Consider the following 24,594-nt stretch of genomic DNA (forward strand, 5'->3'; position numbering starts at 1 on the left):
CTGGAGCGGGAAACGAGACTCGAACTCGCGACCTCAACCTTGGCAAGGTTGCGCTCTACCAACTGAGCTATTCCCGCTTGGGAGGCGAAATTTTACCTATTCCAAGGAAGGCGTCAAGCGCCTTTTTTTTTAGGGTCTGCGAGATGCCCGGCGTCGCGTATCGGCGCCATGCGTGGATACGCGCATCGATGGGCTCAGTTGCCCAACTTCTTCTGCCGCGCACGCTCACGCGCGGCGCGCTCGTCATCGCGCAGGCTCGGCCAGGCGGCGTGCAGGTACTGCAGGCCCGACCACAGGGTCAGCACTGCGGCAATCGCCAGGGTCCAGTCGCCGATGTGGAACACCGGCCAGCCCATCCAGATGTCTTCCACCGGTACGTTCGGGGCCACCGAGTACAGCAGGCACAGCAGCGCGACCATCTGCGCGGTGGTCTTGACCTTGCCGATCATCGCCACGCGCACCTTGGCGCGCTGGCCCAGCTCGGCCATCCATTCGCGCAGCGCCGACACCGCGATCTCGCGGCCGACGATGACCGCCGCCCAGAACGCCATCCACGGCGTTGGGTGGCCCTGCACGATCAGGAACAGTGCCACTGCCACCATCAGCTTGTCCGCGACCGGGTCGAGGAAGGCACCGAAGGCTGACTCCAGCTGGTAACGGCGTGCGATCCAGCCATCGAGCCAGTCGGTGATCGCGGCCAGGCCGAAGATTGCCGCCGAAGCGAAGTTGGTCCAGGTGTAGGGCAGGTAGAACACCAGCACCAGCACCGGGATCATCACGATCCGCAACAACGTCAGCCAGGTGGGCAGGGTCAACTTCATGCTTGCGTGCTTCTCTCTCTACTCGGCCGCATCAGGCGTGGCCAACCCGTGCAGGTTAGCGTAGATACGTGCCGCGAGGGCGTCATTGATGCCTTCCACCTTGGCGATTTCCGCTTCGCCAGCGGCTTTCAGGCCCACCAGGCCACCAAAATGCTTGAGCAGGCTGGCGCGGCGGCGGGGGCCGATACCGGGGATGTCCTCCAGCTTGCTGGTCATCCTCGCCTTCTGGCGGCGGCCGCGGTGGCCGGTGATGGCGAAGCGGTGCGCCTCGTCGCGCACCTGCTGGATGAACTGCAGGGCCGGGTTGGCTGCGCCCGGGCGCAGCTCGCGGCCATCGGGCATCACCAGTGCTTCGTGGCCGGCGCGGCGCTCCACGCCCTTGGCCACGCCCACCAGCAGAACGCCTTCCACGCCCAGGTCGGCCAGTGCGGCCTGCGCCTGTGCCAGCTGCCCGGCGCCGCCGTCGATCAGCAGCACATCCGGCAGCACGCCCTGCTCTTCCACCGCACGGCGGAAGCGGCGATCGATGGCCTGGCGCATGGCGGCATAGTCGTCGCCCGGCTCGATGCCGCTGATGTTGAAACGGCGGTACTGCGCGCGCACCGGACCGGCGGCGTCGAACACCACGCATGAGGCCACGGTGGCCTCGCCCAGGGTGTGGCTGATGTCGAAACACTCGACACGCTTGACCGGCTCGGCCAGGCCCAGCATGTCGCGCAGTGCATCGCTGCGCGCGTGTTGAGCATTGCGGCTGTTGAGCTCGGTGGCCAGGGTCAGCTGCGCGTTGCGACTGGCCAGCTCCACGTAGCCGGCACGCTCGCCGCGCACGTTCCACTTCAGCTGCACCTTGCGCTCGGCCGAGGCCGACAGCGCGGCGACCAGCAGGTCGGCGTCGGGAATCTCGCGGTCCAGCAGGATCTCGCGCGGCGGCTCGAACTCGATGTAGTACTGCGAGACGAACGCGGCCAGCACTTCCTCCGGGCTCTCCTCGCCGTTGGTGCGCGGGAAGAACGGGCGGGTACCGAGGTTGCGGCCATCGCGGAAGGCCAGCAGCAGCACGCAGGCCTGAGACCCCTGCATGGCCACCGCCAGCACGTCCAGATCCGCGGCGCGGCCGTCCACGTACTGGCGGGTCTGCATACTGCGCAGCGAGGAGATCAGGTCGCGCAGGCGTGCGGCCTGCTCGAACTCCAGCGCCTCGCTGGCGGCCTGCATCTGCTCGCCCAGCTCGCGGGTCAGTTCGTCGCTCTTGCCTTCCAGGAAAAGCGCAGCGCGGCGCACCGATTCGGCGTACTCGGCAGGCGCCACCAGTTCCACGCAGGGCGCGCTGCAGCGGCCGATCTGGTACTGCAGGCACGGCCGCGAGCGGTTGCGGAACACGCTGTCTTCGCAGCTGCGCAGCTTGAACAGCTTGTGCATCAGGTTCAGCGTTTCGCGCACCGCCGTAACGCCGGGATAGGGCCCGAAATAGCGACCGGGAATGGCGCGCGGGCCGCGATGCAGGGCGATGCGCGGCCAGTCCTCGCGGGTCAGCAGCACATGCGGATAGGTCTTGTCGTCGCGCAGCGAGACGTTGTAACGCGGCGACAGCGACTTGATCAGCTGGTTTTCCAGCAGCAACGCCTCGGCTTCCGAGCGCGTCACGGTCACGTCCATGCGCGTGATCTGCGAGATCATCGACATGATCCGTGCGTTCTTCGGGCTGCCGTTGAAATAGCTGCCGACGCGGTTGCGCAGCGCACGGGCCTTGCCAACGTACAGCAGGGTGTCGTCGGCCGCGTACATGCGGTACACGCCGGGGGCGGTGCTGAGCTGGGCCGCGAAGGCCTTGCCGTCGAAGACCGGAGCGGGAACGTCGGTCATTCGCTGATCGGCACTTCGCTGAGCACGCCGCTGTCGGGGTCGAAGCGCAGCACGGCGTGGGCGTCGGTCTCGGCGATCCACACCGCACCTGCGCCCACCGCCAGTCCCGCCGGGCCATGCAGGCGGCGCGGCAGCGGCTGGGTGGTCAGTTCACCGCCGCCCAGGCGCAGCGTGCGCAGGCGGCCGTTGCCGGTATCGGCAATCCACAGCAGCGGTGCATCCGGGCTGAGCGCGATCGCCTGCGGGAACTGCAGGCTGGCGTCCGCACGCGGGCCGTCTTCACTGCCGAAGCGCCATGGCCCCTGCCCGACCAGCGTCTGCACCAGGTCGCCGCGCAGCTGCAGTGCGCGGATCGAGGATCCCAGTGCATCGGCGACGTACAGCACCTGCTGCACTACGGCCAGCGCAGTCGGTTGTGCGAACGCGGCCAGATGGCCGCTGCCATCACGCTCGTCGATGGAACCACTGCCCGCGCGCCATCGCAGGCTGCGCTGACCCAGGTGGTAGCTCCAGATACGGTTGTCGCCGGCCATCGCGATGTGCAGCTGGTTGTCGGCGATGGCCAGGCCGACCGGATGGTCCAGCGAGACCTGCCGGGCCTGCGCGACCGGACCTTCCACCGGCGCACCGGGGCGGCCATTGCCGCACAGCGTGTCGACGATGCCGGTCAGCAGGTTGATGCGGCGCACGGCGTGGTTGCCGGTGTCGGCGACGTACAGCGCATCGCGTTCCAGCACCAGCGCCTGCGGGCGGTGGAACGCCGCTTCGGCGAGGTTGCCGTCCATGAAATCGGCGGTACCGAGACCGAACTGGCGCAGGATGCGGCCGCCATGGCTGCATTCGAGGATGCGGTGATGGCCGCTGTCGGCGATGTAGAGGCGCTCGGTACTGACCGCCAGGCCCAGCGGGAAGCGCAGTGCCTGGCGGGGCTCCGGATGCAGCTCGCTACCGCCACGCGGCGGCGCCGACGGCGCACCCTCGCACAGCGCATTCAAGGCACGCTCCAGTTCGCCGGGCGCGCCCTGCCCGACCAGCCGCTGCTGTTCGCGGCCCTGCGCATCCAGCAGCACCAGGGTTGGCCAGGCGGTGATCCCGAAGCGGCGCCAGCCATCCCAGTCGGCATCGAGCAGGACCGGCATCGTCAGGCCCTGGCGACGCAACAGCTTCAGTGCGTCACCGGCGTCGCGTTCGAAGTCGAAGCGCGGCACCTGCAGCACCAGCGGCTGCAGCTTGCCGGGGTGGCGCGACAGCCATTGGCCGAACTCGGCCAGGCGTTGCGCGCTCCAGGCGGAGGCGGCGTTGACGAACAAGAGCGCCACCGGCCGACCGCGCAGTTCGGTCAGGGTGCAGGGGGTGGCATTGAGCCAGGTGGCGAACTCGGGCAGGTCCGGGACGGGCTGGACGTTCATGGCCCGATTATGCCGGAGTCGGCGTCATGCAACAGTCGTGCCACGACACGTTTTGCAGCATTGTCGACCAGCGACCAGACCTGTTCGAAATGATCACTACCGCCGGTGTAAGGATCCGGGATCGCCACCCGGCCCTCTCCGCCCGACCAGGGCAGGTACAGTGCCAGGCGTTCGCGCTGGGCAGAGGTGGCCAAGCGACCGGCATCACGCAGGTTGGCTTCGTCGGCGCACAGGATCCAGTCGAAGCGGTCGAAATCCGCGGCCCGCAGCTGGCGCGCACGCAGGCCGCCGATGTCCACACCGTGCCCGGCCGCGCAGGCGATCGCACGCCGATCCGGTGGCTCGCCCACGTGCCAGTCGCCGGTGCCAGCCGAATCCACCTGCACCCGCCCGGCCAGCGGCGAGGCCTCCAGGCGGGCGCGCAGCGCACCTTCGGCCATCGGCGAACGGCAGATGTTGCCGAGGCAGACGACCAGCAGCTTCATCGTGCCGCCAGCGTCTGCAGCAGTGCTTCGGCGCGCTCCAGGTCCTCGGGCGTGTCGATGCCCGGCGGGAACGGTTCCGGCGAGATCGCCACGCTGATCGGGAAGCCCGCTTCCAGCACGCGCAGCTGCTCCAGCGATTCGACCTGCTCCAGCTGGCCCGGCGGCATCGCCGCGAACTGCTGCAGGAAACCGGCCCGGTAGCCGTAGATGCCGATGTGACGCAGCCAGTTGTGACCGGCCGGCAACGTGTCACGGCTGCGTGCGAAGCCATCGCGATGCCAGGCGATCGGCGCGCGGCTGAAGTACATCGCCTCGTTGCGCACGTTGCGCACCAGCTTCACCACGTTCGGATCGAACAGGGTTTCTGCATCCTCCACGGCGGTCGCCAGGGTCGACATCGGCGCATTGCCGTCAACCAGCGCCTGGGCCACCGCACGGATACCCGCAGCGGGTGCAAACGGCTCGTCGCCCTGCAGGTTGACCACCACGGTGTCATCGGCCCAGCCGGCGATGCGCGCGCACTCGGCCAGGCGATCGGTGCCGGAGGCATGCGAGGTGGCGGTCATTGCCACCTTCACTTCGGCCAGGCCGGACAGTACGTCGGAAATGCGTTGATCGTCGGTCGCGACCCAGACTTCGCCGGCACCGGCCTGCAGCGCGCGGCGCGCCACATGCAGCACCAGCGGCTCACCGCCCAGCAGGCGCAGCGGCTTGCCCGGCAGCCGCGAGGCGGCATAGCGGGCCGGGATGGCGACGACGAATTCGGTCATGGGGCGGTACTCGGCAGGCTCGTTACAACGGGAATGCGGCCGGCGGCGCATGAATGCAAGCGCCGCCGTGCCACTCAGTTCGGTCGCAGCTTGTCCAGGCGGTCGGTCAGCGCCACCCAGAACGCGGCAGGCAGCTCGGCGCGCAGCGGGACCGCGTAGTGCCAGTCATTGCCGAACGCCCGGCATTTCACCGCGTCCTTTTCGGTCATCAGCACCGGCAGCTGGCTGCCAAAGGACAGGTCCTGCGGCTGATAGGCCTGATGGTCGGCGAAGGCGTGCGGCACCACACCGATGCCTCGCGCGCGCAGCATGTCGAAAAAGCGCTGCGGGTGGGCGATGCCGGCCACTGCGTGCACACGCTGGCCCTTGAAGTACGACAGTGGACGGGCACGGCCACCGGCCAGCGGCTGCGCGCTGTCGATGTGCAGGGCCATCGGCCACTGGCCGAAACCACAGGCCTGGGCCGCAGATTCCTCATTGGCCTGGCCAAGATTCACCACGCGGAAATCGCACTCACTGGCGCGGCTGACCGGCTCGCGCAGCGGTCCGGCCGGAATCATCCGGCCATTGCCGTAGCGGCGCTGCGCATCGACCACTTCGATCTCGATGTCGCGCGCCAGCCGGTAGTGCTGCAGGCCGTCGTCGCAGACGATCACATCGCAGCCGGCCTCGATCAGCGCCTTGCCGGCAGCAACGCGATCACTGTCCACGCGCACCGGCACGCCTGTCTTCCAGGCAATCAGCACCGGTTCGTCACCGCCCTTGGCGGTCGGCGTATCGGCCTTCACCCACAGCGGTTTGTCGGCATCTTCGCGGCCGTAGCCACGACTGGCCACGCCCGGCTTCCAGCCGGCGGCACGCAGGCGCTCCACCAGCGCGATGGTCAGCGGCGTCTTGCCAGTACCACCGGCGGTGATGTTGCCAACCACGATGACCGGCACCGGCAGCGTGTAGCGCTTGCGCCAGCCACGCCGATAGGCGCGCCGGCGCAGCGCGGTGACGCCGGCATACAGCGGCGCCAGCAGGCGCATCGCCCACGGAACCGGGCTGCCGTCGTACCAGTACGGCGGGGTCTGGGTACCCTTGCCGGCCATCAGTCCTGCCTTTCGCGGAACTGCATGCTGTGCAGATGCTGGTAGAGGCCACCCATGGTGAGCAGCTCCTTGTGGGTACCTCGCTCGACGATCCGACCGTGGTCCATCACCAGCACCTGGTCTGCATGCTCGATGGTCGACAGGCGGTGCGCGATGACCAGCGTGGTGCGCTCGGGCATCAATCGCTGCAGCGCGTCCTGCACCAGGCGCTCCGATTCGTTGTCGAGCGCTGCGGTGGCTTCATCGAGGATCAGGATCGGCGCGTCGCGCAGGATCGCGCGGGCGATCGCCAGGCGCTGGCGCTGGCCGCCGGACAGCAGCGCGCCGTTCTCGCCCACCGGGGTCTGCAGCTGCTGCGGCATGCGCGCGATGAACTCCCAGGCGTTTGCGGCTTCGGCCGCCGCTCGGATCTGTTCATCGGTCGCGTCCATGCCATAGGCGATGTTGGCGCCAATGGTGTCATCGAACAGCATGACCTTCTGCCCGACCATCGCCACCTGGCGACGCAGGTCGGCCAGCGGATAGTCATCCAGCGCCACCCCATCGAGGGTGATGCGCCCGCCGCTGGGTTCGTAGAAGCGCGGCACCAGCCGGATCAGGCTGGTCTTGCCACTGCCGGACCGACCGACGATGGCGGTGACCGTACCCGGCTTGGCCACGAAGCTGATGTCGTCCAGGGCGATGCCACTGTCTTCGCGGTAACGCAGCATGACGTGCTCGAAGGCCAGTTCGCCACGCACGCGCTGCACCGTGTTGCGGCCATCGTCGCGCTCGACCGGCATGTCGAGGATGTCGAACAGGCGCTCGGCGGCGGACACACCGCGGGAGATCGAGGACTGCACGCTGGTCAGGCGGCGCAGCGACGGGATGATCGCCGTCATCGAGATCATCAGGCCCATGAACTGGCCGGCATTGAGGCGGCCTGCCAGTGCTTCGCGGGTCGACACCCAGACGATCACCGCCAGCGCCAGCGCGGCCAGGAACTGGACCACGCTGGAGGCACCGGCACGGGTGATTTCCACCTTCATGTTCAGCGCCAGCATGCGGTTGGCCAGGCGCGAGTAGCGCGACATTTCGTGCTGCTGCGTGCCGTGCACCTTCACTTCCTGCTGGGCCGCCAGCGACTGCTCGGCAGTCTGCGCCATCGTGCCCATGCCGTCCTGGATGCCGCGGCTGATGCGCCGGTAGCGCTTGCCGACGTAGGACACGATCACGCCGATCATCGGCACCACCACCAGCATGGCCACGGTCACCTTGACGCTCATCTGCAGCATCACCGCCAGCATGGCGATGATGGTCAGGGTGTCGGCAACCACGGTCTTGAGCGCGTCGGCACTGGCCTGGGTGACCTGCTCGGTATCGAAGTTCAGGCGGCTGACCATCACCGGCGTCGATTCGGTATCGAAATGCGAGGACGGCAGGTGCAGGTACTTGGCCAGCACCTGTTCACGCAGGTCGCGCACCACGCTGCGACCGGTCTTGGCCAGCGCGTAGTCGCTCACCCAGGTGGCGGCGCTGCGCATCAGGAACAGGCCGAGGATGGTCAGCGGCAGGATCACCGCCATTTTCGGTTCGGGATTGACAAAGCCGCGGTTGACCAGCGGCTCCATCAGCTTGGTGAAGTGGTAGCCGGCCACCGACTCCACCGCCATGGCGATGACGGCGGCGACCATCATGCCCCAGTAGGCACGGGTGTATCCCAGCAGACGTTTGTAGATCGGCCACACCGGCGCGTGTTTGGAACTCATGGACGCACCTCGGGTGCTGTTGCAATGGCAATACGGCGGAAGCCGAGCTGACCGAGCGCATCCTGCGCGGTCACCACGGCCTGATAGGGCGTGCGGGCATCGGCACGCAACAGCACCGGCTGGGTGCGGTCGCTGCCGGCAACGGCCGCGATGGTCTGCTTGACCGACTCGACGTCGTTGCGCAGCACTTCCTGGTCATTGATGAAGTAGCGGCCTTCGGCGTTGATCAGCACGCTCAACGAGCGCGGTGGCTCATTGCTGGGCTGCTGGCTGGCCGTGGGCAGCTGCACCTGGAGTGTCGAGCGCGCGTCAAAGGTAGTGGTGACCACGAAGAAGATGATCAACACCAGGATGACGTCGATCAGTGGCACCAGGTCGATATGCGGCTCATCCTGGGATCGGTCGTTGCCGATACGCATCGATCAGGCCTTCGCCGTCGCCGCGCCGGCCGGGCGCGTGGCAGCGGCAGGGTTCATCACCCCGGGTCGGCCATCCAGCGTATCCAGCAGCGCGCTGGCTTCCTGCTCCATCTCCACCACGTAACCGTGGATGCGGCCCTTGAAGTAGCGGTGGAACATCAGCGCCGGAATGGCGACGATCATGCCGGTGGCGGTGCACACCAGCGCCTTGCCGATACCACCGGCCAGCTGGTTCACATCACCGACGCCGTGGTCGAGGATGCCCAGGAACATCTGGATCATGCCGATCACCGTGCCGAGCAGGCCCAGCAGCGGCCCGGCCGAAGCGATGGTGCCCAGCGCGTTGAGGAAACGCTCCATGCGGTGCACCAGGTGGCGGCCGGTGTCTTCGATGCGCTCGCGGATCTGGTCGCGCGGACGGTTGCGCGCTTCCAGCGCCGCGGCCAGCAGCGCGCCCAGCGGCGAGTTCGCGCGCAGGGTCTGCAGGTGGGCCGGGTCGAGCTTGCCGCGTGCCGCCCAGTTGCGCACTTCCTGGCCGAGGCCGGGCGGCAGCACTTCAGTACGCCGCAGGGACCAGAAACGCTCCAGGATGATCGCCAAAGCCAGTACGCCCAACAGCAGCAGCGGCACCATCGGCCAGCCACCGGCCTTGACCAGTTCCCACACGTTTCAACCCTCCGGCCCAACGGCCGCTTGTTCGATCGGCGATAGGATAGCAGCCGACCGCGCCCGCCCAGCGGCATCCCACCAGCGGGATGCGTGGATGCGCTGTTCACGCAGCTGCAGCCCTTGTGCGCCAAGCCATATGCGGATCGCCCCGGAATCGGCCGTGGCCAGTACCTCGGCCCCTTGCGCCTGCCAGCGCTGGACCACGTCCTGGCGAGGGTGCCCGAAGCGGTTGCGGTGCCCGGCCGAGACCACCGCCAGCCGTGGCGCCACGGCCTCAACCCACGGCGCGCTGGAGCTGCCGCCGCTGCCATGGTGGGGCACCAGGACCACATCCGCCTTCAGCGCTGCCGGAGACGCCTGCAGCAGCGTCCGCTCGGCCGGCCGGCCGATGTCACCCGGCAGCAGGACCACGCCGTGGCGGCTGGCGATGCGCAGCACGCAGCTGTCCTCGTTTTCGGCCTGACGGCTGCCCGGCGCCGGGTGCAGGACCTGGAAATCAACCCCGTCCCACCGCCAGCGCAGCCCCTGCTGGCAGGGCGTGGCGCCAGCGATGGTGCTGCCCGGTGGTGCCAGCAGCTGCAGTCCGGGCAGCTGCCGTCGCAGGCTGGACAGGCTGCCGGTGTGATCAAGATGGTCATGGCTGAGCATCGCCTGCCGGGGCGGCCCCTGGCCGAGCGCGCGCAGGGCCGGGACCAGAATGCGTTCGTTGCCCTCGCCGCCGGTCGGCGGCCCCACGTCGTACCAGAGCGCGTGCCGCGCCGTACGTACCAGCACCGCAGTGCCCTGCCCTACGTCATGCACCAGCAGCTCAAGCTCCCCTTCGGCCGGTGCATGCCGGGCGGGCCACAGCAGCGGCAGGCACAGCAGCAGGCCCGCCAGGCCACCGCCTGGGCCGCGCGGCAGCAGCCACCAGAACACCCCCGCCAATGCCGCCGGGACGGCCCAGCGCGGCGCCTCGGCCAACCACCACATCGCCTGCGGGTGCAGCGCCAGTGGCTGCAGCGCCTGCCAACTCAGCTCGAACAGCCAGGCAGCGGCACGCCAGGCCCAGCGCCCGGCACCGTCGTGCAGCACCTGCAGCGCAGTACCCAGCAACGACAACGGCACCACCAGCAGGGTCCACCACGGAATGATCGGCAGGTTGACCAGCGGCCCCAAGCGCGCGGTGCCGCCGAACAGGGCCACGCACAGCGGCAACAGGCCGAGGCTGGCCACGCCCTGGGCGGCCAGGAAGCCACGCAGGCCCCCACCGGCGCCCTCCGGCCCGGTTCGCGGCAGGCACCACAGCAGCCACAGCACGCCGCCAAAGCTGAGCCAGAAGCCGGCCGACAGCACCGACAGCGGCGCCGGCAGCAGCATCACCATCGCGGCCAGGGCCAGCCCCTGCCCCGCACCCACCGGGCGACGTCCGGCACGGGCCAGTGCCACCAACCCGATCATCAGCGCCGCGCGCACCGTTGGCAGCGCGCCGCCGGCTGCCACGGCATAGGCGGCTGCGGCCAGCGCCGCGCCCCATGCCGCCGCCTGCGGCCGTGGCCAGTACCGTCCCAGCAGCGGGCACAGCCACCACGACACGCGGCACAGCAGTACGCCGAAGCCCGCCACCACGCCCACGTGAAACCCGGAGATGGCGACCAGATGGGTCAGGCCCAGGGCGCGCAGGTGTTCCCAGTCGGCATCAGACAGGCCGCGGGTGTCGCCCAGGGCCAAGGCCTGCACGAACCGCGCGGCAGGATGTGCCACCTGCGTGGCGATGGCGTCACTGCTGCGCTCGCGCCAGGCCGGCAGGCCCTGCGCAGGCGCGTGCTCACGGGCAGCGCCCGGGTCGCGCACCGTGCCATTGCCGGAGATACCACGCAGCAATGCATGGCGTTCGCCATCGAAGCCGCCGGGATTGATCCGCGAGCGTGGCGCACGCACGCGCAACGACAACTGCCAATGCGCCCCTGCACGAACCGCATGGCGTCCGCCCTCGGCCCCGTGCGCTGACGATCCGCGCCACGGGTCGTTCCAGGTGATCTGCAGGCGCTTGCCACGCAACGCTGGCAACGTATCGGCCTCATCCACGTGCAGCACGAAGCGCGTGTAGCCGGGCCCGCTCTGTGGAAGATCAGCCACCCGCCCTCGCACCTGCACATCCTGCGGCGGCGTGCCGGGTGGTAGCTGGCTGTACATGGCCCACTGCCCGTGCACTGTTGCCCATGCCAGGCCGAGCATGACTGCAGCCCAGGTGCGGCCGCGCCAGCGCAGCAGCCAGCCCGCGCCACCGGCAACCGCCATCGGCACGCTCAGCCACAGCGGCAGCAGCGCCGGCATCTGCACGCAGGCCAGCGCGCCCAGCACCAGGCCGGCGGCGCAGCCGGGGCCGAACAGGGCCGGCGCGGAACGTTCGGAAGCCATTCCATCAGCCTGCCGCCGGGCGCGACAGGTTGCCTATCGGGGTTTTCCCCGCGTGGCTGTCAGCGCCGGACGGTGCCGCGGTGGAAGTTGACCCGGAAGCTGGCGCCGCCGCCGGCGGCCTCGCCGACACTGACCGAGCCGCCGTGGTGCTGCACGATTTCCTTCACCAGATGCAGGCCCAGGCCACTGCCACTGCCCGCCGCGCGGAGGCGATGGAACGGCTCGAAGATCGCTTCACGATCGCTCACCGGAATACCGGCACCCTGATCGCTGACTTCCAGCAGGCCGCGCGTGTCCAGGCGCACGCAGATGGTGCCGCGCCCGCCGCCATGGACGATGGCGTTGTGCACCAGGTTGGCGATCACCCGGCCCAGCGCCAGGCTGTCGCCGTGGATCCACACCGGCATCTCAGGTGCATCCACTTCGAAGCCGTAGCCGGCACCGACTACCAGCGGCGCCAGATCGGCTGCCGCTTCACGCACCAGCAGCGCCAGATCCAGCCGCTGCAGTGCGCCGACATTGCGATCAAGTCGCTGCAGGTCAAGCAGGTGCTCGGCGACGTTGCCGAGCCGCGCCACGTCGGTCAGCAGCTGCGACTTCAGCTCGCCCTGCGGCAGCTGCGACAGGCGCGCCTGCACCACTGCAATCGGCACACGCAGCTCGTGCGCGGCATCGGCAAGGAACTTGTCACGCGCCGCATAGCCCTGCTGCACCTTGTCGATCGCGTCGTTGAAGGCTTCGACCAACGGCGCGACCTCGGTCGACACCAGCTGCGCATCCAGCCGCGCACCCGGCTGGCCGATATCCAGCTCCTTGGCCTGTTGCGCGGAGCGGCGCACGCCACGCATCGCGCGGTGGATCACGGTCGGCATCACCAGCAGCGTGACCACGATCAGCGGCAGGAAGAACCACAGGCCGATCAGGCGCAGCACCATCAGCGCGCCGTCCAGCAGCCCGCCCTTCGGTGCCCCGCCCACCATCACCGTGATGCGCCGCCCGTCCTCGTTGCGGATCATCACCCGCGCCACATCCAGGTAGGGCGGCACCAGCGAACCGAGTTCGGTCGCGCCCAGCGTCGGCAACCGCGCCAGCAGCGGCGCGTGGATCGCCGGAATCGTGCCGCGCTCCAACCAGACCCCCTTGTCGTCGACTGCCGCGAACCAGAGGTTGCCGCCGGCACTGGCATCGAGCTTTTCCCAGCGTGCCTGGTCCAGCACCAGCCGGCCACCTTCGCTGTGCACCGCCTTGGCCACCGCCTCGGCCATGAACATGTCCATGCCCCAGGTGTCCTTGTCACCCCAGGTCAGGATCAACGCAACCACCGCGAACAGCACGGTAAAGGCCTGCGCCAGGAACAACCGCCAGGCCAGGCCCAGGGTGATGGAGCGGATCGGACGGGCCATCTCAGGCCTCCGCCAGCAGGTAGCCGACACCGCGGATCACATGGATCTCCACGCCGGCCCCGGCCTGCTGCAGCGCCTTGCGCAGCTTGGAAATGTGCGCATCAAGCGCATTGGACTGGATCTCATCATCAAACCCGTACACCGCCGCCTCCAGAGCGCTGCGGGTGACCGTGCGCCCCTGCCGCATCGCCAGCGCCTGCAGCACCAGCACCTGGCGCCGGGGCAGCGCCAACAGCTGGCCCTCCACCTGCGCCTGCAGCGATTCGAAGTCGAATTCCAGCCGGCCCAGATGCAGGCTTGGCGTCACCATCGCCGAGGGCCGGCGCGAGACCGCGCGGATCCGCGCCATCAGCTCCTCGATCGCCACCGGCTTCACCAGGTAGTCATCGGCACCGACATCCAGCCCCTCGACCTTGTCCGACAGCCTGCCCTTGGCCGTCAACATGATCACCGCCAGGTTCGGGCGCAACGCGCGCGCGGTGGCGACGAAAGCCGCGCCATCGCCATCGGGCAGCTGGCGGTCGAGCAGCATCAGCTGGTGCACCGGCTCGCGCAGCGCGACCGCGGCTTCGGCCAGGCTGCCGACCACGTCGGCGACCACGCCCTGCCGCTCCAGGCCCGATTGCAGGGCACGGGACAGATCGGGATCGTCTTCGACCAGGAGGATGCGCATCAGGGGCTCGGCTACCGGAAACGGTGCCGATCATAGTGCCTGGCGCCGGCTTTGGGCGCCTTCGCGTGCCGAATGCCAAGGCGCAATGTTCTGACAATGTTGTGCCCGCACCATGCACAGCCATCCCCCGCAAAGTGGCTGATCGATGCCGTCGCTGTCCCCGACCCTGCTGCGCCCGTTGCTGTTCTCCGCTGCCATCGGCCTTCCGTTGATCACCCACGCCGCCGACCGGAACCCGGGGGTGCAGGCCGGTATCAGTGCCGGCGCGACCTCAGGGGCCTACGCCCACTACGACGTCAAGCCGCTGGTCGTACCGTCCATTGCCTGGCAGGGCGAGCGCTTCTTCGCCAGCCCGGGCTCGCTGGGCATGTACCTGTACAAGCGCGAAGGCCTGCGCCTGTCGGCGGCGGTCACGCCCTACACGCTGCGCTTCAAGACCGACGACGTGAACGATCCTCAGCTGCGTCGCCTGCACAGCCGGCAGATGTCCGCCATGGCCGGCATCAATGGTGAATACAGCGCCGACTGGGGCATCGTCGAGGCCAGCGTGATGCGCGAGGTCACCGGCCACGGAGGTGGCATGGAATCGCGCCTGCACTACAGCTATCCGATCCAGGCCGGTCGCTTCACCTGGGTGCCCAAGGTCGGCGTGGTGCACTCCAGTGCGCGCCTGCTCGACTACTACTACGGCATCACCGACGAAGAAGCGCTGCGCTCGGGACTTGCCGCCTACACCCCGGGCAGCGCGACATCGCCGAGCCTGCAGATCGCGGTCAGTACGCCTCTGGGCACGAAGTGGCGCGCGACCGGCGTCGTCGCCAACCAGTGGTTCGGCGATGCCGTAAAGGACAGCCCGATGGCCCGTCGCGGCACGCAGACGTCGGCCTTCATTTCCCTGATGCGCTCGTTCTGATCGAGCGCCCGCAACGGACAAGGACCCCCCATGGCCTCCGTCTCCCCTGCTGCTGAAGCGCACGCGATCCTGCGTGCCCCGGACCTGGACAGCGCCGAGCGCGCCTACCTGGGGCTGCTGCCCGACCTGGAACACGTGAACGCACTGACGCGCCGCGCACTCGGCCTGTCGCGTGCCGCCGATGCGGCACGCGGCTATGCGTTGTCGATGACGCTGGTGGGATTGCGCCTGCAGGAACTTGAGATGGGCGAAGCAACCGCAAAGGAACATCGCCAGGCCACCCTGCGCAGCCTGCGCCAGGCCTTCAGCGCCTGAGCGCAGGCCAGCAACGCTGCCGGTGCTGCAGAGCCGCGGGAAGACTCAGCGGAACGTGGTCCACGCCAGCACTGCCGCCAGCAGGGCCACCCAGATCACCGCCTTGAAGGTACCCTCCAGCATGTTGCCGCCGAACAGCAGCTCGAGGATGGGATTGGGCCGGGAAACCGGAACGTGATCGCTCATGCGGCAGCTCCTTGCAGTGACGGCGCGATTGCGCGGTAGACCGAAGTCTACGCCTGCATGGCCCGGATTCATCGCCCCCCCGGCCGTCTTTGGCGGCTCAATTCCGGCCTTCGTCGCAGACCGGCTGCAGCACCCCACATGTCATGCCAGCCTGCGTGCACTTTCCCGCTGGAGCACCGTGCCATGCCGATGCTTGCCCTGATGCTGCTGCTCTCCAGCCTGTTCGGCGCGGGCAACGAACACTCTGAAGAGGCCCTTCGCAGCCAGATCCTGATTGCCGAAACCCAGCAGCCGGAAGCCGTACGACAGGATTGCGGTTCGCCCTCCCTGCTGCTTTACCGGCTGCGCCAGGACCGGGTCCTGAGGCTGGCCAACCAGCCTCTGCAACGCGAACCCGCCGATGCCCAGCCCACGCGTGGTGCGACGGTTCGCGTTGCCCAGCTCTGGGAGCGCGTGGACGGCCACTGGAAGTTGCAGCGGATGATCAGCGTCGAAGACCTGGCCGTGCAACGCTGACCATGTGGAACCATGGTCGATGCCTAAAACGAAAAAAGCCGGCCCAGGGCCGGCTTCCATCGTGATCCACCGCTGCACCGGCAATGCCGGGAGCCAGGTGGTGGGCGGTACAGGGTTCGAACCTGTGACCCCTACCATGTCAAGGTAGTGCTCTACCGCTGAGCTAACCGCCCATCTTGTTCTTGCCGCCCGAGAGCTGGCCTTGCTACGTAAAAACCCGGCGCCAGGGCCGGGCTTTGCAGTTCACGACAGCCTCCTTCCGGAGACTTCGTGGTGGGCGGTACAGGGTTCGAACCTGTGACCCCTACCATGTCAAGGTAGTGCTCTACCGCTGAGCTAACCGCCCGTTTTTGCTTCTGAACGTCCGCGATTGCGTCGGTGCAGGCCGCGTATATTACGGATGCCGGCCGTGAAGCGCAACACTTTTGTGAAGAAGATGCTGCACTGCCGCGTTCAGCCCAGACTCGCTTCCTTCAGCTGCCGGATCTGGTCACGCACGCGGGCGGCATCCTCGAATTCCAGGTCCTTGGCGTGCTGGTACATCTGCTGTTCCAGTGCCTTGAGACGGGACGCCAGCTGGGCCGGGCTGAGCGATCGATAGTCACTCCCCTCCTCGGCAACGCCGGGCCTGCCTTTGCCCTTGCCCTTCTTTGCTTCCTTCTCGGCGGCGTCCGAACGCGCCCCTTCCAGCACGTCGACGATCGGGCGCGCCACCGAGCGCGGCACGATGCCGTGCTCCTCGTTGTACTCGACCTGTTTGGCGCGACGACGGTCGGTCTCATCGATCGCGGCCTGCATCGAACGGGTGATCTTGTCCGCATACAGGATCGCCTTGCCGCGCACGTTGCGCGCGGCACGGCCGATGGTCTGGATCAGCGAACCGGTCGAGCGCAGGAAGCCCTCCTTGTCGGCATCCAGGATCGCCACCAGCGACACTTCCGGCATGTCCAGGCCTTCGCGCAGCAGATTGATGCCCACCAGCACGTCGAACTTGCCCAGGCGCAGGTCGCGGATGATCTCCACGCGCTCGACCGTATCCACATCCGAGTGCAGGTAGCGCACGCGGATGCCGTGCTCGGTCAGATACTCGGTGAGGTTCTCGGCCATGCGCTTGGTCAGCGTCGTGACCAGCACCCGGTCACCGGCCTTAATGCGCGCGTTGGCCTCGCTCATCAGGTCATCGACCTGGGTACCGACCGGACGGATCTCCACCACCGGATCGATCAGGCCGGTCGGGCGCACCACCAGTTCGGTGATCTCGTCACCCGCCTCGCGGTACTCGTACGGGCCTGGCGTAGCGGACACGTAGATGCTGCGCGGGCAGCGCTCTTCCCACTCCTCGAAGCGCAGCGGCCGGTTGTCCAGCGCCGAGGGCAGCCGGAACCCGAATTCGACCAGCGTCTCCTTGCGCGAACGGTCGCCCTTGAACATGGCACCGATCTGCGGAATGGTCACGTGCGATTCGTCGATCACCAGCAGCGCGTCGGCCGGCAGGTAGTCGAACAGGGTCGGCGGCGGCTCGCCGGCGTTCTTGCCGGTCAGGTGCCGGGAATAGTTCTCGATGCCGTTGCAGAAGCCGACCTCGGCCATCATTTCCAGGTCGAACTGGGTGCGCTGCGCCAGGCGCTGCGCTTCGACCAGCTTGTTCTGCGCGTACAGCTGCTCCAGCCGCTCCTTCAACTCGACCTTGATCGTCTCGATCGCTGCCAGCACACGCTCGCGCGTGGTGGCGTAGTGGGTCTTCGGGTAGACCGTGAAGCGCTGCATGTTGCGCAGCGTCTCGCCGGTGAGCGGGTCGAACAGGGTGATCTTCTCGACCTCGCCATCGAACAGTTCCAGGCGCAGGGCTTCGCTGTCCGACTCCGCCGGGAACACGTCGATCACTTCACCTCGCACGCGGAACGTACCGCGCTGCAGCTCATACTCATTGCGCGTGTACTGCAGCTGGGTGAGGTGGTTGATCAGGTCGCGCTGGTCGATGCGCTCGCCCTTGGACAGGATCAGGCGCAACGACAGGTAGTCTTCCGGCGCGCCCAGGCCGTAGATCGCCGATACCGTCGCCACCACGATCGCGTCCGGGCGCGACAGCAGGGTCTTGGTCGCCGCCAGTCGCATCTGCTCGATGTGCTCGTTGATCGAACTGTCCTTCTCGATGAAGGTGTCCGACGACGGCACGTAGGCTTCCGGCTGGTAGTAGTCGTAATAGCTGACGAAATACTCCACCGCGTTGTGCGGGAAGAACGCCTTGAACTCGCCATACAGCTGCGCCGCCAGCGTCTTGTTCGGCGCCATGATCAGCGTCGGCTTCTGCACGTTCTGGATGACGTTGGCGATGGTGTAGGTCTTGCCCGAGCCGGTGACGCCCAGCAGGGTCTGCTTGGCGATGCCCGCTTCGAAGTTGCTGGTCAGCTTTGCGATGGCATCAGGCTGGTCGCCCGCCGGCGAATACGGCGAGACGAGTTCAAAACGGTCGCTCATGGTGTTGCCAGTTCCCGGGAAGGGTGAGTATACGGGGCAAGCGGTGACGGCCGGCTGAGGGGTTTCCGGGCAGGCAGCCGCGGCGTTGGCCGATGGTGAATGCGCGAGCACGGAACGAGGCTGGAGGCATGTCCCTTCATCTTCGCCCTGCCCGGCTCCATCGCGGCCTCCATCTGATCGAGCTGCTGATCGCTGTCATGGTGCTGTCGGTCCTGCTGGCGTTGGCGTGGGGCCCCTGGCAACGCACGCTGCGGCACTTCCAGGCGGAAACGCTGCGCGCCGAACTGGTCGCCAGCCTGTCGATGGCACGCAACGCCGCCATCACCGAACGCCGCCGCGTGACGGTCTGCGGTTCGTCGGATGGCCTGAGGTGTGACTAGGCATGGAGCCAGGGCTGGCGGGTGCAGGTCGAACCGGCCAACAGCGCGACCGGCGCCGCAAGGGAACTCCGCGTACACAGGGCACGCCGGCGTCATGTCGACCTGCGCACCAGCGATCATCGGCCCGACATACGGTTCCGGCCCGACGGCCGCAATGCAGGCACCAACCAGTCCATCGTGCTGTGCATGAATGGACAGGAGCACAGCCGCGTCATCATCAGCGTCCCGGGACGGGTCAGGAGCCAGCGCCCGCGCAGTCCCACCCCGTGCTGAAAACTGAAATGCCATCGCGGAAACGAAAAAAGCCGCGATTTCTCGCGGCTTTTTCGAATCTGGCGCCCGAAGTTGGACTCGAACCAACGACCCCCTGATTAACAGTCAAGTGCTCTAACCGGCTGAGCTATTCGGGCGGGGTGCGCATTTTAGCCAGCGTTCGCAGGGGAGTGCAAGCCTTTTCTGCAATGTGGCGAAACGGCCCGCCCTTCACCAGCATCCGGGGCCCTTGCTGGCATTCGGCGTCTTTCGTCCGGCCTGATCAAGGGTCAGGGTCCCGCATTTGTCGTCTTCCTGGCCATTCTCCGGTACCGCCTGCAACTCGAACGCGGCCGCAGTCGCATCACCTTTCAAGGACAGTGCATAGAACGAGGTGCCGTTGCGCGGCGAGCTGGTGAACGGCAGAGTCAAACCGGCGTAGGTGTTCTGAGTGGTGTGATTGCGTTCCAGCACCTGCGCCAGTTCCACCAGATCGGCCTTGGCCTGGGCGCGCCGGGCCTTGCGCACGTGCTCGGTGTAAGCCGGCATGGCAACAGCGGCAAGAATCGCAACTACGGCAACGGTGATCATCAGCTCGATCAGAGTGAAACCACGGACGGTCCGAAATGATGATTTCATGCGCATAGGCTTCCCGGATTGCAAACAGTTCATCGAATCTGCCGCCATGACTGGCGCCCACAGGGCCGTGGCAGATACATGCCATCGGCCCCCTGGGTACCAAGCATATAGGTGCATGGTTCCAGCAACTCATCCACCTTGCACTTGGTCTTGCTGGGGTCGCAGGGTGTCAGCTTGGGGACAAACACACTGTTGTTGGTAATCGGTCCGCCCTGGCTGCCCTTGCCCCCCTTGGTCAGCTTGATTCCACCACAGTTGCCGGTGCAGATCGAATCACCGCCGGGCTTGTCGCTGAGGCCAGACATGCCTCCCCCGCCGGTCAGCAGGTACACACCGTAGCGCCAGTTGACCCCCCCGCTGCCACAGATGGCGCTCCCGGGAACATAGGTCAGGAAGAACACACGGCCACTCTGAATCGTCGGCGTTGCAATGAAACGCTCGCCATCAACGATTGAATCGACGGTCAGGTCTACGTACCAGCCACGCTTGTTCGTATAACTGACCGGATTGGAGGTAATGTCGCGGGTCTCATAGCCATTGCTGTCGGTGCCAACCAAGACGCTCTGCTGGACCAGGCTGGTGCGGTCGGCGATCGGTGTTTTCAGATCGTCCCATACGCCATACAGCGTCTGCACGCCGGTATTCGCATTGACGGTGTTGTCGTCGGCCGCGAAGTACTGCCCGGTACCGAAGAACAAACTGATGCCGCCGGCTGGACCGCTGCTGACTTCGATGCTTCCGGTGATGGGCTGGGCCACGTTGTTGCGGGTCGCAGTGAACAGTGGTGCTCCGCTATAGGCCACGTTCCAGTTGGCCGGATCATTGCTGGACAGATCGAACTTCCACAGATTGCCCTTCATGTCGCCGCCATACACCGTATCGGTCACCCCGTCCGCATTCTTCAGCGCCACCGGCACGATGTTCATCAGGCCATTGCGGCCCACGTACTTGGAATCAGCCGGACTCAAGCGCTTGAGCACCTTGCCGGTCTGGATATCGACCACGTACAGCACAGCCTTGCCACCTGACGAGTTCACACCGTTGCCGAACAGCGCGACAAAACGCGGTGCCCCACCACTGGTGGCGCTGGTCAACGGAACGATCGCTGGCTTGCCAAGCACGAAACCAAGATCTGATTCGTTCTTGCCGGATACTTCCCACAGCACCTTGCTGGCGTCGAACCCGCTCGGATCGCTGACATCCAGAGCGAATACCGAGCCATTGCCGACGCTTGCCGCATTCGGCGCCTTGCTCGCGCCACCGGCGCCGGTGGTCGCCGCCACCACGGTATGCCAGGAATCACCGTAATAGACATCCGAAGATGTCACCGGACCGTCCACATAGTAGCGGTGGCCATACTTCGGGTTCGCCAGTTCGGCAATGTGCTGCAGTGATGTGGACGGAATGAAAGCAAACTCCTCCCTGCCCGCCGCCGCTGTGGTGCTGGCATTGAAGCCGTGCAGCATGCCATCGTTGGCACCGACATAAACCATGGTTGGCGGTCCATTGGCCGCACGCTTTGCATTCAGGAAGGTCTTGTAGGCACTGCCGAGCGTCTGCTTCCACGCAACGCTCTGCGCCGTCCAGCCCCCATAGCCAAAATCATCGCGGTTGGACACGATTTCAGTAGTGGAGTTGATGATGTCACCCAGAGGCGAGGTGCGGGTCCGAAGCCCAGGCACTGCGCTGCCACTGAGATAGTTGACCAGTTGGTCGACAGTCGTGCTACCGAACCAGGCCGGGATCGGTGTCGGGGTGGTGCTGAAGCCCATCACCGCCAGCTTCTGCGCGCGGGTGCTGCCTGGAATGGCGGACGCCGTGAACGCCGCTGCAGCTACTGGCGTGACCACGTCCTTGGTGTCCTGCATGTTGGCGGATGTCGCCATGAAGATCTTGCGGTTGGCGCCCGCCATCCTGCTCGATGCACGCCACAATTCATCACCATCGGCGCCGCTGGGCAACACCTGGGTTCCCACCACGTCACCCGTCCAGTCATTTGAGCCGGCAGTAACCTTGTAATGCGAGCCTACCGTGAACGAGCCGGTAGTGATGCGTGCACCCGAGCCACTGCCACCGACCGGCGCGTCGCCCTCGGCAGCACTGGCAAAGATGTCATCCAGCGCCTGGCGCAGCTTGGAAGGATTGCGAGCCAGGAAGTAGTTGTCGGGTACTCCGGGCTTCTTGCTGTCCCACTTCTTGCCAGCCGGCACGCCGTATTTGGCGGCGTACCACAGCGGGCTTTCCAGCTGGCCGGCTGCCACACCACTTGAGGCCTTGTACTTGATCACCACCGGCCGATCCCACGTACTCGGGAAATCGTCGGACTGGGTAATGACGGAACCATTGCGCGCAGGACCGCTGGTGCCCCGTTGGTAATCACCCTTGCGCAGGGTCAGACGCTGCACCGTATCGGCGGCGTTCGAGCCGGAAATGGTATAGCCGGTCAGCATTGCGTTGCCGGCGAAGGCGGACAGGTTCTCGATTCGGATCAACACTTCGTCGGCCGCCACGGTGCTGCGCAAGGTGGTACCACGACTGGACTGATCGCGGTTGCACAGGGTGGTGGTGGTATTGGCAACCACGCTGCGGGTCGGATCAGCACGCCAGCACATGTCATTGGCACCCGGCGGCACAGTGTTGCAGGCTGCCCCTACGCAGTAGCTCATCATCGCCACAACGTCATTGTCGTGGTCATTGCCCCACAATGAGTCCTCCCATACCAGCGAGAAGCTGCCCGAACTCGCGTCATTCGCGTACGGCCGACCGTACTTGTTGTTGTTGACACCGGATTTCACTCCAACACCAACCGAACCCAGGAAGCAGCTGCGCCAACCGGCGTCCTTGATTTCCAGCCAACCGTCGTTGTTGGCCTGGCACAACGGCGCCAGACTGATGGTCTTGCCGCCGACCTTGATCTCGAACTTCGGCAGGTTCTCGGCCATCGCCACGGTATAGGTGGTGGCGGAGATCTTGTAACTGGCTGGCTTGCTCTGTACGCCTGGGCGCAGATCGGTAGCCGCTGCAGCCTTGGCCATGCCTGCCACCAGATAGCTACCCTCCATCGAAGGAATGTCGGGACAGATGCCACGCGCCAGGCTGAGATTGTCGACGGTACGCCCTTGGCAGATATCTTCGTGGGTATTGAGCACGGTGCCGCTCGGGGTCGTACCCACGCGACCGATCATCCAGCTTTTGCCGGCGATGCCCTCAGCGGTTCCGATATCGTTGGTCGCGGTAGTCGCGTTGATCGAAGCGGGCAACGTACCAATGTTGTCGCTGTCGAACGACGGCAGACCAGATGACATGACCAGAATGTTGCAGGTAGCGCAATAGGAGTTGCCGCCCTTGGCCGGGTCCCGATAGGGGTCGACCCAGGCAATGCCGGTTGGAAGCGTAGGGAGATCACCAGAATCACTGTAAACCTTGCTTCCACCCGTCACATAGCGCAGGGCTTCTGCATACATCTCCGCCAGCGGATTGCCCCAGGCGCTGCACTTCTGGTTGCCTGAGCCGGGGTTGTTGAGAATCTTGGATTTATCGGTGCCTACACGATTAAGAATGCCGTACTGGTTGCAGTCGGTCCAGTTATCCTTCCAGTTCCACTGGTCGATGCTGAAGTTGGAGATCGTGTTGATCACCCCTTCGCCATTGGCGGTCGCGCCGGACTTCATGTAGCAGAACTGTCCGGTGGAGAGATCGATCTCGTCACCGGTGCCGCAGAAGCTGTCACCATTGCCGGCCAGCTTGCCGATGTTCCTGCGCAATACGCCACCATCACGCGGATTGGCATATGTACCGGAAATCAGGCCAAAACGCAGGCGCCCGCTCTCGCCATAGGTCTGCAGCAGGCCGGCCGGCTTGTAACGATCGGTATTGCCACTGGTGTACTTGCGGCAGTAGTTTTCGCGCAAGGCGTCAGTGCCTCCCGCGCAGACATCCAGGCGCACAGCATAGTCCGCTGCCGATCCGGGCACGTCGCGCTTGCCGTCGGTATCGGTACGGCCGACGCCGCACTGATAACTGGCCGTCGATGCCCACTCGGACCAGTTGCCCGAAGCCACCCGCATCAGCGACCCGCTGGTGGCAGATGTGTTGCCATTGCAGAATGACCAGCCGGTGGAGTTCGCCGTCAGCGGTGCGAAGCTGCCGATGTCTGAACCGGTATACACCTTCACCCAAGCGTGCAGATCATTGGGAATCCGCGCGCGCTCGATGATGGTCTGGGTCAGGCTGTCTGTTGTGCGCAGTCCACCGTAAAGCACGCTACGCATGACGTCCAGCCTGCTCATGGTGACCCAGTTGAGGAAGTTGCCGGACCACTGGCCCGTGCAGCTATGACCGTTATTGCCACCGCCCTTCGCGGCAGCCTTGAACAGTGCGCTGGCTCCAGTTCCTGTCACCGAGTAGCAGAGTTTGGAGTCGAAGTAGCCGCCGTACTCGAATGCATCCAGATAGGTCGTATCGAGGATGCCGTCCTCACTGCCATCAGGACCGCCACCGATGTCGGTGTAGTCGCTGTATGCCTTGTTGAACAGCTGTTCGTCACGCGACATCACCATCATCATCAGCGGTGGCTGGCTCTGCTTGCTGTATAGCGGCTCCTGGGCGATATCGAAGTCACCAATGGCCGCACGTAGCGGAATCACCAGCGCGGCGACAGCAGCGACGACAGCACCAGCGGTACCCCATCGCAACCACTGGGACGGAGTGAGGCGGAGGAAACGGCGCGGAGTGTTCATGGAATGAAAACCGTATCGATGACGGCGCTGGCCGAAGCGTTGGTGGTGGCATCACTGGACAGGGCAGTGACCTGATAGATGTTGCCGGTGTCTTCGTTCAACTTCGCACCCACGCGACGACTGGAGGATGGGAAGCACTTGTCGATCCGACGGGTGTACTGCGCCGAGTTGGCGGAAACTCCATTGGCCCAGGTCAGTGGGTCGTAGGTTGGGCTGCAGGCCTCCTGCGCCGCAGCGTACAACCCACCACCTTCGATGGTGGTGGCAATGGTGTCCTCAACCTGACGGGCATTCTGCTCAGCGTTCTGGAACGCCAGGTTGGTCCGTAGATAATTGGCCGCCATGCGCTCCTGCATGCCTGTTACCTGCATGCCTGCGATGCCGATCAGGGCCAGCAGGATGAGCATGATCAGGGCAACGTA

The 24,594-nt window shown here is 66.2% G+C and carries 21 protein-coding genes, 4 tRNA genes and 1 pseudogene; 5 read left to right on the forward strand and 21 right to left on the reverse strand.

What is annotated here, in order from left to right:
- Nucleotide 1 precedes the first annotated feature (1 nt).
- The 13 genes from AC13FN_RS00540 to AC13FN_RS00600 all read right to left on the reverse strand — a co-directional run bounded on the left by AC13FN_RS00540 (nt 2) and on the right by AC13FN_RS00600 (nt 13,754).
- Nucleotides 2-77, reverse strand: a tRNA-Gly gene (locus tag AC13FN_RS00540).
- A 117-nt stretch (nt 78-194) separates the two neighbouring features.
- Nucleotides 195-821, reverse strand: a complete 627-nt coding sequence (pgsA, locus tag AC13FN_RS00545) for a CDP-diacylglycerol--glycerol-3-phosphate 3-phosphatidyltransferase (RefSeq protein ID WP_012510614.1) — start codon at nt 819-821, stop codon at nt 195-197.
- A gap of 18 nt (nt 822-839) precedes the next feature.
- The gene (uvrC, locus tag AC13FN_RS00550; protein ID WP_049436565.1) at nt 840-2,684 is read right to left on the reverse strand and encodes an excinuclease ABC subunit UvrC; all 1,845 of its coding nucleotides are present in this window, start codon (nt 2,682-2,684) and stop codon (nt 840-842) included.
- On the reverse strand, nt 2,681-4,093 hold the full coding sequence (locus AC13FN_RS00555; protein ID WP_482984318.1) for a hypothetical protein: 1,413 nt from the start codon (nt 4,091-4,093) through the stop codon (nt 2,681-2,683). The genes uvrC and AC13FN_RS00555 overlap by 4 nt, the downstream gene beginning before the upstream one ends.
- Nucleotides 4,090-4,578 carry a low molecular weight protein-tyrosine-phosphatase gene (locus AC13FN_RS00560; protein ID WP_197654457.1) on the reverse strand — a complete coding sequence of 163 codons (489 nt, stop codon included), beginning with the start codon at nt 4,576-4,578 and terminating at the stop codon, nt 4,090-4,092. The genes AC13FN_RS00555 and AC13FN_RS00560 overlap by 4 nt, the downstream gene beginning before the upstream one ends.
- Nucleotides 4,575-5,348, reverse strand: coding sequence for a 3-deoxy-manno-octulosonate cytidylyltransferase (kdsB, locus tag AC13FN_RS00565; protein WP_482984317.1), 774 nt, complete (start codon nt 5,346-5,348; stop codon nt 4,575-4,577). The genes AC13FN_RS00560 and kdsB overlap by 4 nt, the downstream gene beginning before the upstream one ends.
- Nucleotides 5,349-5,422: 74 nt before the next feature.
- The gene (gene lpxK, locus AC13FN_RS00570) at nt 5,423-6,442 is read right to left on the reverse strand and encodes a tetraacyldisaccharide 4'-kinase (protein ID WP_109813808.1); all 1,020 of its coding nucleotides are present in this window, start codon (nt 6,440-6,442) and stop codon (nt 5,423-5,425) included.
- The gene (gene msbA / locus AC13FN_RS00575; protein WP_010486079.1) at nt 6,442-8,190 is read right to left on the reverse strand and encodes a lipid A export permease/ATP-binding protein MsbA; all 1,749 of its coding nucleotides are present in this window, start codon (nt 8,188-8,190) and stop codon (nt 6,442-6,444) included. Before msbA ends, lpxK begins: the two co-directional genes overlap by 1 nt.
- On the reverse strand, nt 8,187-8,609 hold the full coding sequence (locus tag AC13FN_RS00580; RefSeq protein WP_260364318.1) for an ExbD/TolR family protein: 423 nt from the start codon (nt 8,607-8,609) through the stop codon (nt 8,187-8,189). Before AC13FN_RS00580 ends, msbA begins: the two co-directional genes overlap by 4 nt.
- Before the next feature lie 3 nt (nt 8,610-8,612).
- Nucleotides 8,613-9,275: a MotA/TolQ/ExbB proton channel family protein gene (locus AC13FN_RS00585; RefSeq protein ID WP_019337175.1), complete on the reverse strand. Its 663-nt coding sequence runs from the start codon at nt 9,273-9,275 to the stop codon at nt 8,613-8,615.
- Nucleotides 9,276-9,278: 3 nt separating this feature from the next.
- Nucleotides 9,279-11,678, reverse strand: a complete 2,400-nt coding sequence (locus AC13FN_RS00590; RefSeq protein ID WP_482984316.1) for a DNA internalization-related competence protein ComEC/Rec2 — start codon at nt 11,676-11,678, stop codon at nt 9,279-9,281.
- 59 nt (nt 11,679-11,737) lie between these two features.
- Nucleotides 11,738-13,081, reverse strand: coding sequence for a sensor histidine kinase (locus AC13FN_RS00595; RefSeq protein WP_197578859.1), 1,344 nt, complete (start codon nt 13,079-13,081; stop codon nt 11,738-11,740).
- A 1-nt stretch (nt 13,082) separates the two neighbouring features.
- The gene (locus tag AC13FN_RS00600; RefSeq protein ID WP_482984315.1) at nt 13,083-13,754 is read right to left on the reverse strand and encodes a response regulator transcription factor; all 672 of its coding nucleotides are present in this window, start codon (nt 13,752-13,754) and stop codon (nt 13,083-13,085) included.
- A gap of 145 nt (nt 13,755-13,899) precedes the next feature.
- Here AC13FN_RS00600 and AC13FN_RS00605 point away from each other — a divergent pair, with 145 nt between their 5' ends.
- Both AC13FN_RS00605 and AC13FN_RS00610 read left to right on the forward strand, forming a co-directional pair.
- A complete protein-coding gene (locus AC13FN_RS00605) occupies nt 13,900-14,667 on the forward strand; it encodes a MipA/OmpV family protein (protein WP_482984314.1) in 768 nt (255 codons plus the stop codon).
- A 30-nt stretch (nt 14,668-14,697) separates the two neighbouring features.
- Nucleotides 14,698-14,982 carry a hypothetical protein gene (locus tag AC13FN_RS00610; protein WP_019337170.1) on the forward strand — a complete coding sequence of 95 codons (285 nt, stop codon included), beginning with the start codon at nt 14,698-14,700 and terminating at the stop codon, nt 14,980-14,982.
- Nucleotides 14,983-15,027: 45 nt separating this feature from the next.
- On the opposite strand, the gene AC13FN_RS00615 is transcribed toward AC13FN_RS00610, so the two are convergent.
- Nucleotides 15,028-15,168, reverse strand: coding sequence for a hypothetical protein (locus AC13FN_RS00615; RefSeq protein ID WP_010486087.1), 141 nt, complete (start codon nt 15,166-15,168; stop codon nt 15,028-15,030).
- 183 nt (nt 15,169-15,351) lie between these two features.
- Between AC13FN_RS00615 and AC13FN_RS00620 the strand changes: the two genes are divergently transcribed.
- Nucleotides 15,352-15,684, forward strand: a complete 333-nt coding sequence (locus AC13FN_RS00620) for a hypothetical protein (protein ID WP_482984313.1) — start codon at nt 15,352-15,354, stop codon at nt 15,682-15,684.
- 98 nt (nt 15,685-15,782) lie between these two features.
- Here AC13FN_RS00620 and AC13FN_RS00625 read toward each other — a convergent pair.
- The 3 genes from AC13FN_RS00625 to uvrB form a co-directional block, all read right to left on the reverse strand.
- Nucleotides 15,783-15,857, reverse strand: a tRNA-Val gene (locus AC13FN_RS00625).
- A 98-nt stretch (nt 15,858-15,955) separates the two neighbouring features.
- A tRNA-Val gene (locus AC13FN_RS00630) sits at nt 15,956-16,030 on the reverse strand.
- A gap of 107 nt (nt 16,031-16,137) precedes the next feature.
- Nucleotides 16,138-18,162, reverse strand: coding sequence for an excinuclease ABC subunit UvrB (uvrB, locus tag AC13FN_RS00635; RefSeq protein ID WP_019337166.1), 2,025 nt, complete (start codon nt 18,160-18,162; stop codon nt 16,138-16,140).
- A gap of 128 nt (nt 18,163-18,290) precedes the next feature.
- Here uvrB and AC13FN_RS00640 point away from each other — a divergent pair, with 128 nt between their 5' ends.
- Together AC13FN_RS00640 and AC13FN_RS00645 are read left to right on the forward strand one after the other, a co-directional pair.
- Nucleotides 18,291-18,542 carry a pilus assembly FimT family protein gene (locus tag AC13FN_RS00640; RefSeq protein ID WP_482984312.1) on the forward strand — a complete coding sequence of 84 codons (252 nt, stop codon included), beginning with the start codon at nt 18,291-18,293 and terminating at the stop codon, nt 18,540-18,542.
- 15 nt (nt 18,543-18,557) lie between these two features.
- Nucleotides 18,558-18,815: pseudogene (locus tag AC13FN_RS00645) on the forward strand (GspH/FimT family protein); the annotation flags it as partial.
- A 60-nt stretch (nt 18,816-18,875) separates the two neighbouring features.
- Here AC13FN_RS00645 and AC13FN_RS00650 read toward each other — a convergent pair.
- From AC13FN_RS00650 to AC13FN_RS00665, 4 genes are all read right to left on the reverse strand, one after another.
- Nucleotides 18,876-18,952: transfer RNA gene (locus AC13FN_RS00650), tRNA-Asn, on the reverse strand.
- A 73-nt stretch (nt 18,953-19,025) separates the two neighbouring features.
- Nucleotides 19,026-19,439 carry a type IV pilin protein gene (locus AC13FN_RS00655; protein ID WP_065428005.1) on the reverse strand — a complete coding sequence of 138 codons (414 nt, stop codon included), beginning with the start codon at nt 19,437-19,439 and terminating at the stop codon, nt 19,026-19,028.
- A 23-nt stretch (nt 19,440-19,462) separates the two neighbouring features.
- Nucleotides 19,463-24,172 (reverse strand): pilus assembly protein, encoded by a 4,710-nt coding sequence (locus tag AC13FN_RS00660; RefSeq protein WP_478415848.1) that lies wholly within the window; start codon nt 24,170-24,172, stop codon nt 19,463-19,465.
- Nucleotides 24,169-24,579: a pilus assembly PilX family protein gene (locus AC13FN_RS00665; RefSeq protein ID WP_343144385.1), complete on the reverse strand. Its 411-nt coding sequence runs from the start codon at nt 24,577-24,579 to the stop codon at nt 24,169-24,171. The genes AC13FN_RS00660 and AC13FN_RS00665 overlap by 4 nt, the downstream gene beginning before the upstream one ends.
- Nucleotides 24,580-24,594: the final 15 nt, after the last annotated feature.

This window comes from Stenotrophomonas sp. 115C5, from assembly GCF_056861055.1.

Bases quoted from the DNA above. Each gene is read 5' to 3' on its own strand.
- AC13FN_RS00605 (WP_482984314.1), top strand. From the start codon at position 13,900: ATGCCGTCGCTGTCCCCGACCCTGCTGCGCCCGTTGCTGTTCTCCGCT.
- AC13FN_RS00660 (WP_478415848.1), bottom strand. From the start codon at position 24,172: ATGAACACTCCGCGCCGTTTCCTCCGCCTCACTCCGTCCCAGTGGTTG.
- AC13FN_RS00600 (WP_482984315.1), bottom strand. From the start codon at position 13,754: ATGCGCATCCTCCTGGTCGAAGACGATCCCGATCTGTCCCGTGCCCTG.
- AC13FN_RS00580 (WP_260364318.1), bottom strand. From the start codon at position 8,609: ATGCGTATCGGCAACGACCGATCCCAGGATGAGCCGCATATCGACCTG.
- AC13FN_RS00595 (WP_197578859.1), bottom strand. From the start codon at position 13,081: ATGGCCCGTCCGATCCGCTCCATCACCCTGGGCCTGGCCTGGCGGTTG.
- AC13FN_RS00665 (WP_343144385.1), bottom strand. From the start codon at position 24,579: ATGCTCATCCTGCTGGCCCTGATCGGCATCGCAGGCATGCAGGTAACA.
- AC13FN_RS00610 (WP_019337170.1), top strand. From the start codon at position 14,698: ATGGCCTCCGTCTCCCCTGCTGCTGAAGCGCACGCGATCCTGCGTGCC.
- kdsB (WP_482984317.1), bottom strand. From the start codon at position 5,348: ATGACCGAATTCGTCGTCGCCATCCCGGCCCGCTATGCCGCCTCGCGG.
- pgsA (WP_012510614.1), bottom strand. From the start codon at position 821: ATGAAGTTGACCCTGCCCACCTGGCTGACGTTGTTGCGGATCGTGATG.
- uvrC (WP_049436565.1), bottom strand. From the start codon at position 2,684: ATGACCGACGTTCCCGCTCCGGTCTTCGACGGCAAGGCCTTCGCGGCC.
- uvrB (WP_019337166.1), bottom strand. From the start codon at position 18,162: ATGAGCGACCGTTTTGAACTCGTCTCGCCGTATTCGCCGGCGGGCGAC.
- AC13FN_RS00620 (WP_482984313.1), top strand. From the start codon at position 15,352: ATGCCGATGCTTGCCCTGATGCTGCTGCTCTCCAGCCTGTTCGGCGCG.
- msbA (WP_010486079.1), bottom strand. From the start codon at position 8,190: ATGAGTTCCAAACACGCGCCGGTGTGGCCGATCTACAAACGTCTGCTG.
- AC13FN_RS00590 (WP_482984316.1), bottom strand. From the start codon at position 11,678: ATGGCTTCCGAACGTTCCGCGCCGGCCCTGTTCGGCCCCGGCTGCGCC.
- AC13FN_RS00555 (WP_482984318.1), bottom strand. From the start codon at position 4,093: ATGAACGTCCAGCCCGTCCCGGACCTGCCCGAGTTCGCCACCTGGCTC.
- AC13FN_RS00655 (WP_065428005.1), bottom strand. From the start codon at position 19,439: ATGCGCATGAAATCATCATTTCGGACCGTCCGTGGTTTCACTCTGATC.
- AC13FN_RS00615 (WP_010486087.1), bottom strand. From the start codon at position 15,168: ATGAGCGATCACGTTCCGGTTTCCCGGCCCAATCCCATCCTCGAGCTG.
- AC13FN_RS00560 (WP_197654457.1), bottom strand. From the start codon at position 4,578: ATGAAGCTGCTGGTCGTCTGCCTCGGCAACATCTGCCGTTCGCCGATG.
- AC13FN_RS00640 (WP_482984312.1), top strand. From the start codon at position 18,291: ATGTCCCTTCATCTTCGCCCTGCCCGGCTCCATCGCGGCCTCCATCTG.
- lpxK (WP_109813808.1), bottom strand. From the start codon at position 6,442: ATGGCCGGCAAGGGTACCCAGACCCCGCCGTACTGGTACGACGGCAGC.